Raw genomic sequence first — 18,567 nt, 5'->3', positions numbered from 1 at the left:
TAAATTAATCTCACTTCGTAAATGACAACTGGGAAATGAACTATGAAAATTTGGGATCTACCAACTCGACTGTATCACTGGTTACAAGCACTACTATTCATTGGCTTAGCGGCATCAGGTTTTAGTGGCAATGGCCCACATGTTTATCTTGGGCTCGCACTGTTTAGCCTAATTTTATGGCGATTGATTTGGGGGTTCATTGGAAGTGACACGAGCCGATTCTCACAATTTGTTAGCTCTCCTCGCTCTGCTTTCCAATATTTACGAGGGAAAATCCAGCCAAAGCCAGGGCATAATCCATTAGGTGCTTGGATGGTCATCGGTATGATCACCACCTTGTTCATCCAATGTATTACAGGCCTTGTTATTGCAGGTTTCTTTGATGCGATCCCGGGCTCGGAACTCGTTCTTACCGATGGCGTATTTGAGGTTTCAGGTGTGGTGCACAGTATTGCAGCGCGTATGTTAGTGGTCTGCGTCGTTCTGCACCTATTGGCAATCATGACTTACAAGCTACGTTCAAAACCACTGGTGTTAGCCATGATCACAGGCAAACAGAACCACAGCCCGTCAGTGGAAAGTTTCGAAAGTGGCACTCAATTAGCTTTTTCATCAAATAGCAAAGCATTGTTGGTGCTAATTGCATCGGTATTAGTTACGATGACAATAGTTGTTATGTCATAAAGAGTTAGGTAACAAGCAATGCCAGAAGAATTTGACAGACCAAATAGCTTTGGTTGGTTAGTAAATGTCGTCGCTAATAAGGCGAGCAAAGATTTCGATGTAGAATTGAAAAAGTATGGACTGACCATCGCATTATGGCCGACCTTGATGTGCCTTTGGGAAGAAGAAGGACTGACACAACGTGATATCGCCGCGAAGTCAAAAGTAGAAAATTCAACAACAACACGCACATTAGATAAATTGGAAAAGCTTGATCTTGTCGAACGAAGAGCGGATCCAAACAGCCGTCGCTCTTTCCGAATTTATCTTACAGAAAAGGGCAAGGAGCTAGAAAAAGATATCATTCCAGTACCCGCTCGCGTAAACAAAGAGTTGATGAGCGCATTAGATGCTGATGAGCAGCAACAGATGATCGGCTTGCTTAAGAAAATGGTCGCGGCTATTTAGCTTGGAGCTAACTCAGCAACGACCACTCAGTACCCTAGTTCAATAGACCCTCGCCACAGGCGAGGGTTTTCTTATTTTCGTGACCACTTAATGTAGCAAAACAGGGACGCAATGATCACCGCTCCACCCAATAGCTTTTGCATCTCAACGGTTTCACCCAACATACTCACGCTGAGTAATAGTGTCCAAACCGGCTCTAGAATCATGATCAGCGCCGCCACTTCCATATTCACAGAGTGCTGCCCTACCGTTTGCAATAAGTAACGAATAGAAGTCGCCACAACCGCTGAAACAATAAACCAGAAAACCAAGGTTTTAGTAATCTCGAACTCAGGTTGAACCGTCATTGAAGCGAACGCTAAACCGCTCACACCCACAATAAATAGCTGCACACAGATTGACGCGATGGGCTTAATGTTGGTGATCACACGCTTATTCATTACAAAGTGAATGGACAGCAACATAGAAGCCAATAAGAAATAGAGCTGACTTTGTTCGACATGCCAACCGTTGGTCAAAGTGAGCAACAACATACCAATTATCGCAATCGGAAATGACATCCAAAAGGCGCGATTAGGTTTGACTCGAAACAGCACCCAAGAGACAAATGGCGCAATGATCATCGCGAGGCTCATGATGAATGCCCCTTCAGATAAAGTCTCTGTCACCGAAACCGCAAATACCCACACCTGTAATGAAGCCGATAGCAGTAAACCCACTCCGCAAAGAGATAGAATCTGCTTAAAAGAGAGCTTGCGAATATGGTGAATACAAAACGGAAGTAGAATCAGGCTTGCCACAACAAACCGCACACCAATGAACACTGGTCCTGGCATTTCTAATACCACCAGCTTAGATGCAATCCATCCGACCCCGGCTAACAGGGTGGCAAATAGGAGATACAATTCCCCACGCATCGCTTTCACGTTCATCATTTTATTCGGTCCAATAACGAAAAAAGCAACCCGACTCTGCCAGGTTGCTTTTTATAAACATTCAACAGGATCAAGATACTATCTCAATACTCTGCTTCAAGCAGCTGTTTTTAGCCTGCGTATGCTGGGTAGTCTGTTAAGCCTTTTTCAGCACCACCAAACAGTGTATTTGGATCGTGCGCCGCTAGCGGGTAACCATTTTGAATACGAGCTGGTAAATCAGGGTTAGCAACGAATGGACGACCAAAACCAACCATGTCCGTTACACCTTCAGCCACAGCTTTTTCACCACGCTCGCTGTCATATTTACCTGCGTAAATCAGTACACCATCATAAGCTTCACGAACAGCTGCTTTAAACGCTTTTGGCGTTTCTGGTGCATCGTCCCAGTCAACTTCTGCGATGTGTAAGTAAACAATCTTGTATAGGTTAAGTAGCGCTGCTGCCGCTGTGTACGTTTCAACTGGCGTTGCATCAACCGTACCGTTCAATGAGGTAAACGGTGCAAGACGAACACCAACACGCTCAGCACCAATCGCTTCAACCATAGCTTCAACCACTTCACCTAAGAAGCGTAGGCGGTTCTCGATAGAGCCACCGTATTCGTCAGTACGGTTGTTTGCTTCTGAGTCGATGAACTGGTTAATCAGGTAGCCATTTGCCGCGTGAAGTTCAATACCATCAAAGCCAGCTTCGATCGCATTAAGTGCCGCTTGACGGTACTGTTCAACCACTTGTTTGATGTCTTCTTTGGTCATCTCTCGAGGTTCAACAACGTCTACAAAACCCGGTTCATCAGTACCGTTATCGATGAATACTTTTACATTTTCTGCTTTCAATGCAGAAGATGAAATAGGCTGCTCACCGCCAATATTGTCTGGGTGTGTAACACGGCCTACGTGCCAAAGCTGAGCGAAGATTACACCGTCTTTTTCATGTACCGCGTCCGTTACCTTTTTCCAGCCAGCGATCTGCTCATCAGAATAAATACCAGGTGTCCAAGCATAGCCCTGACCCATTGGTGAGATTTGTGTACCTTCAGCAATAATCAGACCTGCAGTCGCGCGTTGAGCGTAGTAAGTCGCCATCATATCGTTTGCTGAGTTACCAGGTTGCGTTGCACGAGAGCGTGTCATCGGAGGCATAACAATACGGTTTTTAAGCTCGATATTACCAAGTTGAATTGGTTGAAATAGTGCATTTGTCATTGTCATTTCCTCGATTAACCTAGTTGAATCAGTTCGATTTGGTAGCCATCTGGGTCAGTAATAAATGCGATGTGCGTTGAACCACCTTTTACTGGGCCCGCTTCACGAGTCACGTTGCCACCTAGCGACTTAATCTGGTCACATGCTGCGTAAATATCTTCCACACCCAATGCTAAATGGCCAAATGCGTTGCCCATTTCATACTCATTGGTATCCCAGTTATGCGTTAACTCGATAGTCGTGCCGCCTTGCTCGTAGCCAACAAAAACCAATGTGTAGCGGTAGTCTTTGTTTTCATGACGTTCAAGTTCCTTCATTCCCAATACCTTGGTGTAGAACTCGATAGACTTGTCTAAATCAGTAACTCGGATCATTGTGTGTAGGAATTTCATATTTCGCCCTTTTTAGCCCAGTGACGCAGGCCGATATAATTGAAGTGGAGACCATCCACTTACCTGATGGGGTCAATATACGAGTTGGCTACAAATAAAGGAAATTATCATAAATTCTCAATATGATAATTTTTTGTTATAAAGGATTAATCTGAAGAAAATATCAAAGTTGCAAGTAACGCTAGTATGAAGCCTTCCAGCTGTTCAACTCCTTTGACATCTCATCTACCGTATTAATAACCTGTTCTCGGAGCCACTTATGCGCGGGATCATTATTCTGTTTTTTTAGCCAGATCAGGTGATGAGGAATAGGCTCACAATCAAAAGGAGGCTTGAAAATTTGTAAATCGAGGCGCTCTTTGAACTGAATCGCCATAGAAAGGGGGGCTACTGTAATGCAATCGGATTGACTGCACAGTAATAAATTGCTGAACAGAGAACTGCCATGGATCATGATCTTCCGCTGAGACAAATCCAGTGATGTGTAGTGATTGAGGCTTCTCACTTGTCGGCGCGTTCGATCAAGCACGGCATGCTTCTCACTCAAGTATTGATCAAGCGTGAGCTCACCTTTGATTCTAGGGTGACCGTTTCGGCAGATGATCACTACCTCACTCTCGTATAGCTTCTCACTCACCGTGCTCGGGTGTTCTGGCAATACGATATCGATCATCGCATCAAACTTTTGCGTCAGCAGATCTTCATGTACTTGATCGTCCGAATCCGCTTGATCATACACCTCTAACGAAAGGCCTTGGTTTGGTAATTCCAAGAACCGATTCAACAGTAACCATTGTAAGTGCTCTGGAATCGACACCGCGAACTTGCGCTCCGCCGTCATTTCGTCAAACGATGCCATGCCTTGGAAAACGCCGTTGAGTTCTTGTATCGGTGCTTTGATCTTCTCGTACAGGCTTTGCGAATAAGCAGTTGGGACCACTCCCCGTCCCTTGCGCACAAACAACTCTTGATCAACTTCCTTCTTCAACCGCGCCAAGGAGGTACTTATTGTCGATTGGTTGGTATTCAAGTGATCGGCTGCTTTGCTCAAACTGCCCTGCTCCATCACCGCAGAAAATACAGCTAACAAGTTAAAGTTCGGAATGTCATTACTCATGATTCTTTACTCAATAGGCGATAGATTGAATTATCTTATCGTAAAACCGATAGAATGGAACGGTCAATTATCGCTCGTTAGTCCAAACTGAGAATGGAGCAGCATGTGGTAAAGAGCAGAAATATAAGAACAACTCACTGTGACGAATAGCTGCCACATTCGTCAGATTGGGAATCCAACGCTATTCGTAGTGCCAGAATAGCTTAATCTACTCAAACCCCACCCTAGACTATTCGGAGTATCCAATATTTTTTTTCAGACTTATTGATACTTTTATAACCGATTCTATGATCCAGGCTAATTTAGTAGACATATTTTATAAGCCGAGTTTGAGCCCGTTCAAATAAATCCACTTACCGTTCTAATACCCTTTAAACCTATCGTAATTACGATAGTTCAATATCGCCATACTGGGTAGATAGCGCCCTTCACACTTCCTATTATTTCCCCTACAAATCAATTCTTGACCGACATAGAAAACCTAAAAATGTGTAGATAACAGTGTTGCAAGCACCATGGACGACGGCGCAAAAAGCTACTGTAACAACCGAACTTCGCAATGGTTGACTCTAGTTTAAGAATGATTTCGCTCGGTGTTTTTAGCACTGTTTTCGCGAGAATGCGTTGTCTCTTTGGGCAAAGCGATTTTTAATTGTCATCCAATACTTTTGATTTCAGTCGGCGGTATCGCTCACTGGTATTCAACACCTCTTGCAGATGTCATCTAAAAGTCTTGTACCAAGACTGCACTTTCTCTCTCCTTATTATTTAGGTTGAGATATGAAAATTCTTAAAATTGTTCTGCAGAAAGTTGGGGCCGTCGTGATGGTTCTCGTCAAATTCTGCCTATTTATGGCCCTGATGTTTGCTGGTGCTTGGGCGCTTGCTCCTATGGGTACAATTCACTCCAAAGACATCGACCTTTCTCAGTTCAATAACCACCCGAACGAAATGATGATGAACTTCTTCCAAAGCGAGTACTTCTCCGGTTACTTGTTCTCCGTAACTCTCGCGGTTGTATTCGCTGCTATCTACGGTATGTGGCAAATCCATGAGCTCGGTGTGCACAAGGCGAAAGAGCACAAAAGTGCCCATGTACAGATTGTATTTGCACTCTCGCTTTGTGGCTTATTCATTAACAAGACGTTCTGGGTTATCGCTCTAGTCATTGCTCTCGCTAACTGGAAACACATCGGTCAATCGATCAGTGATGTCATTCGCCGTGGTATTCAACCGAAGCTTCAAAAGTCCGATAGTGAACAAGCAGAAGAAACTAAGTCTGAGCAGACAGCAACTGGAAAAGAGGCCGCATAATGAAAGAGATGATGATCCCATACATTCTGATTGTATGGTCCCTGTTTGCGACTGGCGCACTAAAGAAAACAATTAAGAACTACACTTGGGCCGCGATTGGTGGCGTGGTGATTCTAGGCCTATTGGCGATTGTTTCTCGTCTCTGGGCTCCGGTAGATATGACCAACTCATCAACGGTAAAAGCGCCGCATGCAGTAATGTCACCGATCTTCGGCCAGCAAATTGATGAAGTGTTCGTTGACCACAACCAATTGGTAAAGAAAGGCGACGTGATCTACACACTTGTCGATATCGACTCAGCAGCAGACAAAGCGAAGATCGAATCTTCAATCGTTCAGAAAGAAGAGCAGATCAAACAGATGACGCGTGATTTAGAGCGTGCAGAAACGTCGCCTGAGATCTTCAATGCTCGTGATGTTGAAAAGTACCACTCAGATCTTCGCGTGATGCACGCAGAACTGGCTTCACTGAAAGCCGATTTACAGAAAGTGAATTGGGCGCAAGAGAAGAAAACAGTGCGAGCAGAGTTTGATGGGCAAGTATCGATTGTGAACATTGCTGAAGGCTCTGTCATGGGCAACATGCACCTGTACAACACCAGCAAAAAGTTCTTAGAGATGCGTATCTCAGACCAGACTTACGGTTACGTGCAAGTGGGCGATTTTGCGGAATTCTTTGTCGATGCATATCCGGGTCACGTGTTCCGTGCCAAAGTACACAGCTTTACGGCAGGTACTGGTGAATCAAGTATTTCACCACTGCAAGGCCCACAAAGTGTTGGTCAGCACGTCGCTCAAAACAGCAATGGTTTAGGTCGTACGGTAGTGCTAGAAATCTTTGAACCAGAAGGCTACAACATTCCTATCGGTGCCGCTGGCGCGGCTTGGATTTCAGCGGAGAAGCCGCATCCTTTCTGGGGCTTCATTGACGTGATTGGCGCAGCAACAGTTCGCCTACAATCTTACAAGTCTTACCTAGGTGCTTGGTAAACAAGCTATGCGTAAGAGTTGAATAGAAGACAAACAAAAATACCCCGCTCGTCGGGGTATTTTTATTGCAGCAGCGCATGACTCTCAAAATTCAACAAACTAAGAAACAGCATATCTCTCCTTTAAAAATACACAGTTAATCGACTCCTTCCTCTAAAAATGCACTCTTAATCAAGTTGTTCTCGCACCCGACTTCAATAGCCACAAAAAACAAATCACAATTATTAAAAAGTGGCAATCCAACCAACCATTTATTTATGGGAGCAATGATTCAATTTTACCGATAACCTTGTAATTTCCGTTCAAAAAACACACTCATTACAAACAGTTACAAAATACGCGATAAAACTGACGTAAAAATGAACTGTTTCATCTAATCCCACATGAAAAGTGTGATTTTCTGCCATTCTGTGAAATAAATTTGTGATTAAATACGATAAATATCAATTAGAGATGGAGGAATAACGTGTCAGCAAAAGCGTTCGGTGATTTTTATTGTTACTTACATTGCCTCAATTTACTTTCAACCAAAGAGCAAGGAATAACGTCAAAAGAGTACCTAGATGATGTGCGAAAAGAGCCTTTTTACTACCGTGGAGGTACCTCTAAAGAAGCCCAACAAAAGTGGGCAGAACGCATCTTAGATTCGATATACAAGTATCATGGGGCTCAGGGTGACGGACCAAACGGACACAATGATCTTCTGGTTCGAGAAGGAATCGCATCAAAGGCTCGCTATAAAGTAAAAGAGGGCGCAGAGTTCAATGTGAACCCAGGGTTGAATGAATCTATCTCAATCCTAGGTATCATAGGTAGCCAAGTACTTGAACGTATACTGCCGTCCGCAGGAACGAAACTAAGTGAAGCGTTAACACTGCTTTCCAGAGCAAATAACGTATCAAACTCGGCACCTTTTAAAATACAGGTCAGCAGTTACGATGTTGTTGCTCCCAAGGCCGATTACACAGTGCTAAGTAAGCTCGAGAGTGCGCTAGAAAATCGTAAAGTGGTCTCATTTGAATATGAAGGAAGCCGTTGCGAAGTCGACCCTTATGCCTCTTTCGTTTACCAAAAAGCCTTTTACCTCGTTGGATTAGAGCGTTATAAAAAAAATGCTGAGAGCAGTTCGATGCCCGGTAAATATCGCACCTACACTGTGCATAACATTAGCCATGTTGAGCTTCACTCAGGTCAGAACTTCTCTATGGGTAATCAAGAGAATTTTTGCCTCACAACTTACCTCTCAACAAACAATGGTAAAAAGGTCAACGGTGGTGAAACCTGTGAAGTGCTTTTAAAAATGACAAGAGATACTTATGGCAAAAACCGATTTGTCGACGAGTACAAACTCAGTGAATGTCAAAATATAGAAGAGACAGCTCAAAACCACTACATCGTAAAAGCCCAAGCTCAGGATAGCGTCGATTTCAAAAGATGGCTTATTAACAATGCCGATTGCGTTGAAATTCTAAAGCCAAAGCAGCTACGTACTGATGTAATACAAGATATTAAACACGCAATGAACGTTTATGCACATTAAGTTCAAACACCACCACATATGAAGTTCAAGATTGGATCCTCCAATATTAAAACACCATTATAAATACAACATCAGCAAGTTATAAGAAACACAAATACATAACAACGAACAATAGCGTTCTAAATACTACTCGATAACATTAAATTTAGTAATTTTTGTTGTTTTAGACAGAAAATGTCAGATTTTGTTGCCACAATACTATTCCAAATAAAAATACAATTAGGCTTAACCGTGATAGACACTATAAAAAGATCATTTATTGATGAGCTTTATCACCTTAATTATAAATCAAACAGCTTAGTACATCGTCTTCCTTTTTATTGGTATCGACCTTTAAAAATATTTAGCCGACTGCTTGCGTTACCTGTTATTTTATTCTTTATGGTGTAAAATTAATGAACCGTAATTTATCAAAGGTAGAATGGATTCTGCTGGCAATAGCTGCGATTTTTCTAAGCTTAAGCTTATTCCTCTATTACTCACTCTGTAAAAACCTATTCAATGGTGGCTTCAATGACATCATTGAAATCATTGTCGTTTTAGGGCTATTTTACTGCTCATTTGTTGCCGCAAACTACAGTATTACCATGCTTGCCGAGAAGTACTGCAGCAGGAGAAACCGTTATGAAGAGCTTTAAGTTACTTCTATCAATATCAACTTCACTTGCGTTATGGATATTCGTGCTATTTTACTTTTTCTCTAGCTCAATCAATACTAATACAGGATTAAGTATGGCGCCAACCTTTGAAGGTAAATACTGGACAACGGTAAGTGGCGTTCGACCGGGGCGATATACACCAGAGTATGGCGATGTCATTCGTTTTCGACACCCTCCTAAACATCGAAGTGAAAATATAACCTTCAGAAAGAGAGTGATTGGAATACCTGGAGATACTGTCACATTAGACAATGGTGATCTTTATATCAATGATAATAAATTATCCCATGGTATAACTAAAAAAGAAAATGGGTTTGTTTATATAAAAGAACAAATAGGTAATAGCCAATATAATGTTAGGTATCTCAAAGAAGATTCAAACATACTTGAAAACAATATTACTTGGCATGTACCAGAAGGAAAGCTATTTGTTCTTGGCGACAATCGAGACTACTCATACGACTCAACCTATGAGAGCTTTGGTTATGTCGATATAAATAGCGTTAATGGTGTCTATAACAAAGTTCTACTCAATGTTGCCAATGGAAATCGCAAGTTCAATTGCTCCTTAACCATGGTCGATAGCTACTCACCTTTCCATAGAACATGTTAGAAATTACAGATATTAAGTGCTCGCCAAACGATTAGCGCTGATCAATAAGCAATAAGCTAAAAAAAGAAAAACCGAGCTATTCAATATAGCTCGGCTTTTGTCATACTCGCGATTTATCTTACGAAAAAGGTAACGGAATCAACTCCAGCCCCAACACACCACTGATGCTCATCACCACCAGCAGAGAGACTTTAAAGACCGTCTTTGACCATTGGATGTAGTTGGCGCAATCCACCTTACGGAATGTCACCTTGGTCCACATAAAGCATACTGCCGCCGACACCGCTAGGTATTCGTAGCCCGCTTCTCCGAGCAAGAACAGCCCGAGAGCAACCGCGCCAAAAGCAACCACGTACGCTTTCATATGTTTGTGAGCCTTATCGACACCCTCTTTTACCGGCAGTACAGGGATACCTGCATCTCGGTAGTCTTGAATGCGGAACATCGCAATCGCATACGAGTGCGGCATCTGCCATAAACAGAACATGATGAACAATAGAACGGCTTCTAAGCTCAGGTAGTTAGTCACGCCAAGGTAGCCAACCAATGGAGGAACCGCGCCAGAGATGCTGCCTACGAGCGTGCCATACACCGAATTACGCTTGTACCACATGGTGTAGAAAAAGACGTAAAACACGTAGCCTAGCAACACCACTACCGCAGACATCGGATTAACGTATTGGAACAGTAGCGCCGTACCAGCTAGCAACATGACCAACGCATAGATGAATGCGACATCAGTATTGATGTTGCCCTGAACCAACTCTCGGTTCTGAGTGCGTTTCATTTTTTGATCAATATCGCGATCAAAAATGTTATTCACCACACAACCTGATGCAATCACAAGCCCCACACCCGCCAATGTTGTCAGTAACAACATCGCACTGGCTGGTTCTGTCTTTGCGGCAAGGAAGAACCCCGCCGCAACAGAAATCAGGTTGCCGAAAATGATGCCCGGTTTGGTAATAGACAAATAACTTTTCAGCATACCCTAGCCTACAACTTCATGTTGACGTTCATGTTGTAGATGATCCACACCGAGCCAGCGATCAGGATCAATACAACAATGGCTGTAAACATCAGTGATACTAAGTTCCACTGACCATCGGTTGTTTTCACTTCCATATGTAGGAAGTACTTAAAGTGTACGAAGATCTGCACTAGCGCACAGCCAAACAGAACTACGTAAGTCTCAGTACTTGGAAGCGCATGCGCCCACACAACATAGAACGGAATAATGGTCAGAATCAGTGATGCAACAAAGCCAATCACGTAATCTTTTGCGCCACTGTCTAGATGCTGTTCCATTACATCACCCCCATTAAGTACACGATGGTAAATACACAAATCCAAACGATATCTAGGAAGTGCCAGAACAAGCTCAAGCACTGAAAGCGCATAGACATATTGTCGTTCAAGCCTTTAGTGGAAAGCTGGTGATACGCCACTGCCATCCAAATAAGACCAAACGTTACGTGCAAGCCGTGTGTGCCAACTAAGGTAAAGAACGCAGATAGGAACGCACTCTCTTGAGGGCCATAACCTTCAGCAATCAAGTGATGGAATTCATACACTTCCATACAGATAAAGGCTAAACCCAGCAGAAACGTTACTTTTAGCCACTTTTTCAGACCAGCAACATCTTGGCGTTTCATTGCGATCATGCCAAAACCGAAAGTGATACTACTGAACAGCAGCATCATGGTTTCCACAAACACGAACGGAAGTTCGAAGATGTCTTTACCCGTTGGTCCTGCAATAGAGCCACTTTCTAAAACGGCATAAGTCGCGAAAAGCGTGGCAAACAGCACACAGTCACTCATCAAGTAAACCCAGAAGCCAAACAGCTTGTTGCCCGCTGAGTCATGGTGATGATCATGCGAGTGTGCAAGATCGTAAGTGTGCGACGGAGTATTAGCTTGCATACGTCGTCTCCAAATCATCTTTATTTGTGTTGTTATCACCGTCAGCGCTGTTTTCACCCACCGACTGTTTTTTCGCTTCTGCTAACTGTGCACGTCGAGCCGCTTCAATCGCTTTGATCTCTTCAACTTCCACGTAGTAGTCAACATCGTCGTTGTAGCTGTGTTGAATACACGTCACAACAATACCAACCAGGCTTGCCGCCGCTAGCCACCAGATGTACCAGATCATTGCGAAACCAAATACCAACGCCCATGCAGATACATAAATACCTGTCGGTGTGTTCTTCGGCATATGAATACGTTCGTATTCTTCTTCCTTAGTTGGATCGAACTCGCCGCTTTGCTTTTGATACCAGAACGCATCTAGCTCATCGCCCTTAGGCAGTTTTGCAAAGTTGTAGAACGGCGGTGGTGAAGACGTTGCCCATTCAAAAGTACGTCCGCCCCACGGGTCACCAGTAAGGTCGCGGTTTTGGTCACGGTCACGAACACTCACGAAGAACTGAACAAACTGACACACAACACCCATAGCAATCACACCAGTTCCTGCAGCCGCAACAGCCAGTAGAGGTAAGAATTCAGGGTTAATATCTTGGCTCAAACGACGCGTCATGCCCATGAAACCAAGAGCGTAAAGTGGTAAGAACGCCATCAAGAAGCCGATGATCCAGCAGTAGAACGCACGTTTACCCCAAACTTCGTTCAGAGTGAAACCTGTCGCTTTCGGGAACCAGTAGCCAATCGCCGCAAAACAACCGAATACTACGCCACCGATGATCACGTTGTGGAAGTGAGCAATCAGGAATACTGAGTTATGCAGAATGAAGTCTGCACCCGGTACTGCCATTAGTACGCCCGTCATACCACCAACGGTGAAAGTGATAAGGAAACCAACAGTCCACAGCATAGGTGTTGTGAAACGGATGCGGCCTTTGTACATGGTGAACAGCCAGTTGAAAATCTTAACCCCGGTCGGGATAGAGATAATCATGGTTGCGATACCAAAGAAAGCATTCACATTCGCGCCAGAACCCATAGTGAAGAAGTGGTGCAGCCAAACGACAAACGCAAGGATAGTGATTGCAACCGTTGCCCAAACCAGTGAGGTGTAACCAAATAGCTTTTTACGTGCGAACGTTGCTGTCACTTCAGAGAACACACCGAAGATAGGCAAGATTAGGATGTACACCTCTGGGTGTCCCCATGCCCAAATCAGGTTCACATACATCATCACGTTGCCACCAAGATCATTGGTGAAGAAGTGCGTGCCGATGTATCTATCCAGCGTCAGTAGCGCGATGGTTACCGTTAGGATCGGGAAAGAGATGATGATCAGAATGTTGGCACACAGAGACGCCCACGTGAACACAGGCATCTTCATCATTGGCATAGACGGAGTACGCATGCGCAGAATGGTCGCGAAGAAGTTCACGCCCGTTAGCGTTGTACCGACACCAGATATTTGCAGCGCCCATATCCAATAATCGACCCCGACTCCAGGGCTTGCCTCAATACCTGATAGTGGCGGATAAGCCAGCCAACCTGTACGGCCAAATTCACCAAGGCCTAGTGACATATTGGTTAGGATCACGCCCACTACAAACAACCAGAAACTCAGGTTGTTTAGATAAGGGAACGCGACATCACGAGCACCGATTTGCAGCGGTACGATGATGTTCATCAAACCAATAACCAGCGGCATCGCTACAAAGAAAATCATGATCACACCGTGAGCGGTGAAGATCTGATCATAGTGATGCGGTGGTAAGTAACCGCTCTCGCCAGCAGCGGATAGCAACTGCTGACTACGCATCATTACCGCATCGGCAAAACCACGAATCAACATGATCATTGCAACGGCAATGTACATGAAGCCCAGTTTTTTGTGGTCTACTGAAGTAAACCATTCATTCCATAAGTATTGCCATTTCCCAGCTTTCGTTACCGCAGCAACAACAGCCAAACCAACCAGCGCAATCACCGCAAGTGTCACGACGATAATAGGTTCGTGGTAGGGAATGGACTCTAGAGTTAATCTTCCAAACATTACGATTATCCTTGGTTTTCCGGCAAACAGTTCATTGAACCAGGGTGCTGGGTCACAACATCAGTGAACAAAAATGGTGGGACACTAGAAAACAGCGTCACAGGTTCAGCGACACTTGGCGCTGCCAGTGAACGGAACTGCTCCCAATCTTCAATGCGATCAGGGCTTGCCTTCACCGTCTCCACCCAGTTTAAAAATGCCACTTGATCAGGCAGTGCTGATGCGGTGAATTTCATCTGAGAGAAACCTTCGCCACTGTAGTTCGACGCAAAACCTTTGAAGTCACCTTCGTGGTTTGCAATCAAGTTCAACTTGGTCACCATTCCCGGCATCGCGTAGATCTGCGAACCAAGACGCGGGATAAAGAACGCGTTCATGATGTTGTCTGAAGTCAGCCTAAACGTAACAGGTACATCTTTCGGGAACGCCACGTAGTTAACCGTTGCAATGTGTTGTTCCGGGTAGATGAACAGCCATTTCCAGTCCAGCGATACCACTTCAATCACCATTGGCTGTACATCACTCTCTAGAGGCTTAGATGGCTCTAGTTCGTGTGTTGAACGCCAAGTGATGGTCGCAAGAATCGCAATAATGATGATTGGAATCGTCCATACTACGATTTCAATCTTGGTCGAGTGCGCCCAGTCAGGTGCATACTCTTCCGTGGTATTGGTTTCGCGGTATCTATAAGCAAAGTAGACCGTCATTAGGATCACAGGGATAACGACAATCAGCATCAGAAGCAAAGCAGTAATAATCAGCTCTTTTTCCTGAACGCCAACACTACCTTTAGGGTCGAGCAATGCGGAGTTGCATCCTTCGAGCATCAGGGCAGTTGCCACCAAACCAATCCTCGACAGGTTTGCTCTCGATAAAATGCGTTTATATCTTGAAGCTTCCATTAACTTTCTCGATGGTTATCCAGTCTCAAATCGAACGTCCGAGTACTGGTTATCATGGTCATTAGAATATTTATGTGTTGAGCATGTGAAACGCTGCATCTCAAAGGGAAGCCGAATTGAGCCTGATTTTGCTTGGTGAAAACATTACAGCACGGTTAAAACCACACAAAAATTATGACTTAATTGTTACACTTTGAAATACATTGTTACATTTGGCGCATTATGGGGAGTTGGGATTGAAAGCTCACCCAGCAAACTTGGAAACTAACCTTCCAGTTATGAAAGTTGAATAGCTGAAATAAGTCGAGAACTGGATGCACAAGATAAACGTGCTACACCAGCGAAGCTAATTGTGGAAAGGAATGGTAATGAAACAATTGACGGAGAGAGAGGTAGCCAACGACGACCACAGCGATGAACTAAATTAGAAATCGCGAATTAAATAAAGCGTGATCCAGTTCAAATTTATGAATTCACATACAAGTTTAATGGTATTCATAAATAAAATTGTTAGCACGAAGTATTCATTATCAACATGAATAATAAGCTTTATTTCATCACGATGATGGGTATCGAAATAGAAGGCCAATGAAGCCAAAGCCGAGTAAAAGGAGTCGTTTTGCCGTCAAAATACAGAGACAAGCACGCCCTTACTCTCCCACTTCGAGGAAAATAAGGGCGCTGATTTGTCAATTATGCCGCTTGTGGTGCCACGGTTTTGCGCTGTTTTTTAGTCATCAGATGATAAACCACAGGCACGAAATAGAATGAGATAAGTGTGGTTAATACCGTACCGCCAACAATCGCGACCGCGAACGGAGGCCAAAAGCCACCACCAGCGATGATCAATGGCATAAAACCGCCAACGGTTGTAATCGTGGTCGAGCTGATATGACGAGTACACGACATCACCGCCTCTACGACCGCATCCACATTACCAGACGAGGCTTGTTCATCCAGTTTCAACTCCGTCAAAATAACGATGGCTGCATTAATCGCTAGCCCCGCAATTCCGAGCATCGCTATGATCACCGTAAAGCCAAATGGATAGCCGAAGATCCACACCGATAACAACCCTAGCCCACCAGCCAATGCCGCCACCATAAAGATGATGCTACTTAACCTAAACGAGTTAAACGACATCACGACGACTAACACCATCAACACAACCACAACGGCGACATTCGAGATAAGACTGTTTACCGAGTGATCGCGCTCTGCGGATTCGCCGCCAAAATCGATGCTGTAGCCCGATGGAATTTCGTAACTTTCCAATCGTTTTTGGAACTCATTGAGCACGGTTTGCGGCAAGACGCCCGCTTCAATGTAGCCCTCTATGGTGTTGACACGCTGTCCGTTGCGACGAGTAATCGCACCGCGACTGGTGGTCAGTTCGAGCTCAGCCAGAGTCGAAACATTAATCCCCGTTGAGTACACCTCAGAGCTGATTGGCAAACGAATATTACTTAAATGCGCCAGGTTTTCACGGGCTTCATCCGCAACACGAACACGGATTGGTACTGACTCACTGCCCTCAATCACAGAGCCACTTTCGCGACCAGTCAGTGTAGTTTGCAACATGCCAGCAAACTGATTCAGTGAAATACCGTTGAGTTTTGCCGTGTCTTCATCGACCTTCAGCCACACCTTAGGTGTACCCGACTGCAAGGTTTCTCGCGTGTGAGTCACATGAGGAACACTCGCTAAGATCAAGCGAACATCTTCACCAATCGCTTTCAAGGTATCGAGGTTTTCACCATAAACACGTAGCTCAACTGGCGCAGTAAATGGAGGGCCTTGGTTAAGCTTACGTACCAAGATTTGTGCTTCCGGTACCTCTTCATCCAACACCTTCTGCAACTCAGGAATCAGCGCGTTGGCTTGAGCAAAGTTTTCCGTTTTCACCATGGCTTGCGAGAAGTATGGCGCGTTATTTTGTCTTGCTTGTAAGTTGTAATAGAAAGACGGGAAGTTTGCGCCCACCAACCAATCAATGCGCTCAACTTCTGGATAGCGATGGATGATGTCGTCTATTTTTTCCGAGGTATTCTTGGTCGCATAAATGCTCGCTTGAGGCGGCATGTACACCTGAATCTCAAACATGTCTCTGTCTGATGGCGGGAAGAACTGCTCAGTCAGCTGAGACATACTCCAGTAGCCAGTAAACGGCACCAATAATACCAAAGCAATCGTGATGATTGGATGCGTGACACCAAAACGGACAGAAGATGAGAACCAACGTGTTAGAGCAGGAATTCTTAAGCCCGTCATGTACCAGTGATGTTGCCCCTTCTTGTCCACATCACTCAATTGTTTCGGCAGTAACCTTGTCGCTAAGCCAGCAATTAAAGTGTGCGAGATAATGTAAGAACCGATCAATGAGAAAGAAACGGTTATCGCAATACCACCGACAAATTCACCGGATGCACCTGGCATCAAAATGATCGGCGCAAACGCCAATACCGTGGTCAAGGTTGAGCCCAACAACGGCACCCACAAGTGCTTTAGCGCATTCATGGTTGCTTCTGCTCTGTGCTGCCCTTTCAATCGATACGCCTGAATGGTATCAACCATCACCACCGCGTTATCGACCATGATCCCGAGCGCAACAATCAAGCCTGTTACCGACATCTGGTTGATTGGCACGCCGGTCATTTTCATGATCGATAGCGTAAGCAGCGAAGTGAGTGGCAGCGAAATAGCCACTAATATTGCGGCGCGGACGCCTAAGGTCACGAACAATACAATCAAGATCAAACCGAAACCGATCATCAAGCTTTTGCCTAAATCATTTAGGCGAGTTTCGGTATAGCCCTGCTGATTGAACAGTACGGTGACATCGATATTACTTGGCAGCTCTTGTTGAAACTTGTCGATCAAAGCGTTCGCACGTGAAGTCCAGTTATCAACCCGCAGATCAGGATGCATCCTTGCTGCAACAATCACACCCGGTTCACCATCAATAATGGCAATCTGATCTTGTGGGGTTTTCTCGCCACGTCTCACCGATGCAATATCTTCCATACGGATGATGTGACCATTACTGTCGGTCGCAATTGGGACTTGTTTAATGCGTTCAATCGAATCAAGTTCCGATTCAATCTCTAAACCAAAACGAGAATAAGCACTGACCAATTCACCCGCCGAGTTCTTCGCATCTGCCCCTTCCAGAGATTCAGCGATGTTAGCACTCGAACGCCCAAGCGCTGCGGCATCAGCAGTTCTTAGACTTATTTGAATCTCTTCTTGTGGCATCCCATATTCATCAACAAACTCAGTACCCGACAAGGTTCGTAATCGCTTGGCTAACTCTTTGGCATATCGCCCTAGAGTTAATCGGTCAGGCTCGCCCGCACCAGACCAAGTCAAAGAGGCGATGGTGGTAAAAGCGTAGGTATGGTCACTGTCGAGATCGGGAGAATGGGCACCCGTAGGTAAGATGGATTCGATGTCAGACAGTTTGTCACGTGCTTGCGACCAAACGGGTTCGGGCTCGGTGATAGTGTCATCAAGCTCAAGCGTTACAATAGACACGCTCGGCCTTGAGGTTGAGCTCACCAGTTTAACTTCACTCAGCTCACGTAGCTTGTTCTCAATCACCTCAGTAACCAAGGTTTCTACACGTTCGGCACTTGCACCGGGAAAGCTGGTTGTGATGTTTGCATAACGGTTGATGATCACCGGATCTTCTGCGCGCGGCAGCGTCATGAAGGCTGAAATGCCACTCACCATCAGCAGCGCGGTCATTAAGATCAGTAATCGGGTATTGGAAATAGTCTCTATGATTTTCATACT

17 protein-coding genes are annotated in these 18,567 nt (G+C 44.7%); 7 read left to right on the top strand and 10 right to left on the bottom strand.

Going from position 1 to position 18,567, the window contains the following annotated elements:
- Window positions 1-42 precede the first annotated feature (42 nt).
- A complete protein-coding gene (locus F0251_RS01035) occupies window positions 43-684 on the top strand; it encodes a cytochrome b/b6 domain-containing protein (protein ID WP_171730137.1) in 642 nt (213 codons plus the stop codon).
- 18 nt (window positions 685-702) lie between these two features.
- Window positions 703-1,131 carry a MarR family winged helix-turn-helix transcriptional regulator gene (locus F0251_RS01030; RefSeq protein WP_004741927.1) on the top strand — a complete coding sequence of 143 codons (429 nt, stop codon included), beginning with the start codon at window positions 703-705 and terminating at the stop codon, window positions 1,129-1,131.
- A gap of 71 nt (window positions 1,132-1,202) precedes the next feature.
- Here the strand turns inward: F0251_RS01030 and F0251_RS01025 are convergent, their stop codons facing one another.
- The 4 genes from F0251_RS01025 to F0251_RS01010 all read right to left on the bottom strand — a co-directional run bounded on the left by F0251_RS01025 (window position 1,203) and on the right by F0251_RS01010 (window position 4,783).
- Complete coding sequence (locus tag F0251_RS01025; RefSeq protein WP_008221696.1) at window positions 1,203-2,066, bottom strand: DMT family transporter; 864 nt, start codon at window positions 2,064-2,066, stop codon at window positions 1,203-1,205.
- 110 nt (window positions 2,067-2,176) lie between these two features.
- On the bottom strand, window positions 2,177-3,274 hold the full coding sequence (locus F0251_RS01020) for an alkene reductase (protein ID WP_171730136.1): 1,098 nt from the start codon (window positions 3,272-3,274) through the stop codon (window positions 2,177-2,179).
- A 14-nt stretch (window positions 3,275-3,288) separates the two neighbouring features.
- Entirely contained in the window at window positions 3,289-3,666 is a 378-nt protein-coding gene (gloA, locus tag F0251_RS01015; RefSeq protein WP_171730135.1) for a lactoylglutathione lyase, read from the bottom strand.
- A 181-nt stretch (window positions 3,667-3,847) separates the two neighbouring features.
- A complete protein-coding gene (locus tag F0251_RS01010) occupies window positions 3,848-4,783 on the bottom strand; it encodes a LysR family transcriptional regulator (RefSeq protein ID WP_105059248.1) in 936 nt (311 codons plus the stop codon).
- 780 nt (window positions 4,784-5,563) lie between these two features.
- On the opposite strand from F0251_RS01010, the gene F0251_RS01005 reads away from it, so the two are divergent.
- From F0251_RS01005 to lepB, 5 genes are all read left to right on the top strand, one after another.
- Window positions 5,564-6,097 (top strand): magnesium transporter, encoded by a 534-nt coding sequence (locus tag F0251_RS01005; protein WP_105059247.1) that lies wholly within the window; start codon window positions 5,564-5,566, stop codon window positions 6,095-6,097.
- Complete coding sequence (locus F0251_RS01000) at window positions 6,097-7,086, top strand: efflux RND transporter periplasmic adaptor subunit (protein WP_105059246.1); 990 nt, start codon at window positions 6,097-6,099, stop codon at window positions 7,084-7,086. The genes F0251_RS01005 and F0251_RS01000 overlap by 1 nt, the downstream gene beginning before the upstream one ends.
- A 466-nt stretch (window positions 7,087-7,552) precedes the next feature.
- Window positions 7,553-8,626, top strand: coding sequence for a YafY family protein (locus F0251_RS00995; RefSeq protein WP_105059245.1), 1,074 nt, complete (start codon window positions 7,553-7,555; stop codon window positions 8,624-8,626).
- Window positions 8,627-9,021: 395 nt separating this feature from the next.
- Entirely contained in the window at window positions 9,022-9,264 is a 243-nt protein-coding gene (locus tag F0251_RS00990; protein ID WP_102278326.1) for a hypothetical protein, read from the top strand.
- The gene (gene lepB, locus F0251_RS00985) at window positions 9,251-9,898 is read left to right on the top strand and encodes a signal peptidase I (RefSeq protein WP_105059244.1); all 648 of its coding nucleotides are present in this window, start codon (window positions 9,251-9,253) and stop codon (window positions 9,896-9,898) included. The genes F0251_RS00990 and lepB overlap by 14 nt, the downstream gene beginning before the upstream one ends.
- Window positions 9,899-10,016: 118 nt before the next feature.
- Here the strand turns inward: lepB and cyoE are convergent, their stop codons facing one another.
- From cyoE to F0251_RS00955, 6 genes are all read right to left on the bottom strand, one after another.
- Window positions 10,017-10,886, bottom strand: coding sequence for a heme o synthase (gene cyoE, locus F0251_RS00980; protein WP_116870266.1), 870 nt, complete (start codon window positions 10,884-10,886; stop codon window positions 10,017-10,019).
- An 8-nt stretch (window positions 10,887-10,894) separates the two neighbouring features.
- Window positions 10,895-11,206 carry a cytochrome o ubiquinol oxidase subunit IV gene (gene cyoD / locus F0251_RS00975; RefSeq protein ID WP_004740018.1) on the bottom strand — a complete coding sequence of 104 codons (312 nt, stop codon included), beginning with the start codon at window positions 11,204-11,206 and terminating at the stop codon, window positions 10,895-10,897.
- Window positions 11,206-11,823, bottom strand: a complete 618-nt coding sequence (gene cyoC / locus F0251_RS00970) for a cytochrome o ubiquinol oxidase subunit III (RefSeq protein WP_008221707.1) — start codon at window positions 11,821-11,823, stop codon at window positions 11,206-11,208. Before cyoC ends, cyoD begins: the two co-directional genes overlap by 1 nt.
- Complete coding sequence (cyoB, locus tag F0251_RS00965) at window positions 11,813-13,870, bottom strand: cytochrome o ubiquinol oxidase subunit I (RefSeq protein WP_171730134.1); 2,058 nt, start codon at window positions 13,868-13,870, stop codon at window positions 11,813-11,815. Before cyoB ends, cyoC begins: the two co-directional genes overlap by 11 nt.
- Before the next feature lie 5 nt (window positions 13,871-13,875).
- A complete protein-coding gene (gene cyoA / locus F0251_RS00960) occupies window positions 13,876-14,772 on the bottom strand; it encodes a ubiquinol oxidase subunit II (RefSeq protein ID WP_008221709.1) in 897 nt (298 codons plus the stop codon).
- A gap of 693 nt (window positions 14,773-15,465) precedes the next feature.
- Complete coding sequence (locus F0251_RS00955) at window positions 15,466-18,564, bottom strand: efflux RND transporter permease subunit (protein WP_171730133.1); 3,099 nt, start codon at window positions 18,562-18,564, stop codon at window positions 15,466-15,468.
- Window positions 18,565-18,567 lie beyond the last annotated feature (3 nt).

This window comes from Vibrio sp. 070316B (assembly GCF_013114115.1).
Taxonomy (GTDB): Bacteria; Pseudomonadota; Gammaproteobacteria; order Enterobacterales; family Vibrionaceae; genus Vibrio; species Vibrio chagasii_B.
Note: the sequence above shows the minus strand (reverse complement) of the source record. Positions and strands in the feature narration are given on the sequence as shown.

Excerpts from the sequence above, each read along its gene's own strand:
- F0251_RS00955 (WP_171730133.1), bottom strand. The coding sequence starts at position 18,564 with ATGAAAATCATAGAGACTATTTCCAATACCCGATTACTGATCTTAATG.
- cyoE (WP_116870266.1), bottom strand. The coding sequence starts at position 10,886 with ATGCTGAAAAGTTATTTGTCTATTACCAAACCGGGCATCATTTTCGGC.
- lepB (WP_105059244.1), top strand. The coding sequence starts at position 9,251 with ATGAAGAGCTTTAAGTTACTTCTATCAATATCAACTTCACTTGCGTTA.
- F0251_RS01025 (WP_008221696.1), bottom strand. The coding sequence starts at position 2,066 with ATGATGAACGTGAAAGCGATGCGTGGGGAATTGTATCTCCTATTTGCC.
- F0251_RS00990 (WP_102278326.1), top strand. The coding sequence starts at position 9,022 with ATGAACCGTAATTTATCAAAGGTAGAATGGATTCTGCTGGCAATAGCT.
- F0251_RS01030 (WP_004741927.1), top strand. The coding sequence starts at position 703 with ATGCCAGAAGAATTTGACAGACCAAATAGCTTTGGTTGGTTAGTAAAT.
- cyoB (WP_171730134.1), bottom strand. The coding sequence starts at position 13,870 with ATGTTTGGAAGATTAACTCTAGAGTCCATTCCCTACCACGAACCTATT.
- F0251_RS01005 (WP_105059247.1), top strand. The coding sequence starts at position 5,564 with ATGAAAATTCTTAAAATTGTTCTGCAGAAAGTTGGGGCCGTCGTGATG.
- cyoA (WP_008221709.1), bottom strand. The coding sequence starts at position 14,772 with ATGGAAGCTTCAAGATATAAACGCATTTTATCGAGAGCAAACCTGTCG.
- F0251_RS01000 (WP_105059246.1), top strand. The coding sequence starts at position 6,097 with ATGAAAGAGATGATGATCCCATACATTCTGATTGTATGGTCCCTGTTT.
- cyoC (WP_008221707.1), bottom strand. The coding sequence starts at position 11,823 with ATGCAAGCTAATACTCCGTCGCACACTTACGATCTTGCACACTCGCAT.
- F0251_RS01035 (WP_171730137.1), top strand. The coding sequence starts at position 43 with ATGAAAATTTGGGATCTACCAACTCGACTGTATCACTGGTTACAAGCA.
- cyoD (WP_004740018.1), bottom strand. The coding sequence starts at position 11,206 with ATGGAACAGCATCTAGACAGTGGCGCAAAAGATTACGTGATTGGCTTT.
- F0251_RS01020 (WP_171730136.1), bottom strand. The coding sequence starts at position 3,274 with ATGACAAATGCACTATTTCAACCAATTCAACTTGGTAATATCGAGCTT.
- gloA (WP_171730135.1), bottom strand. The coding sequence starts at position 3,666 with ATGAAATTCCTACACACAATGATCCGAGTTACTGATTTAGACAAGTCT.
- F0251_RS01010 (WP_105059248.1), bottom strand. The coding sequence starts at position 4,783 with ATGAGTAATGACATTCCGAACTTTAACTTGTTAGCTGTATTTTCTGCG.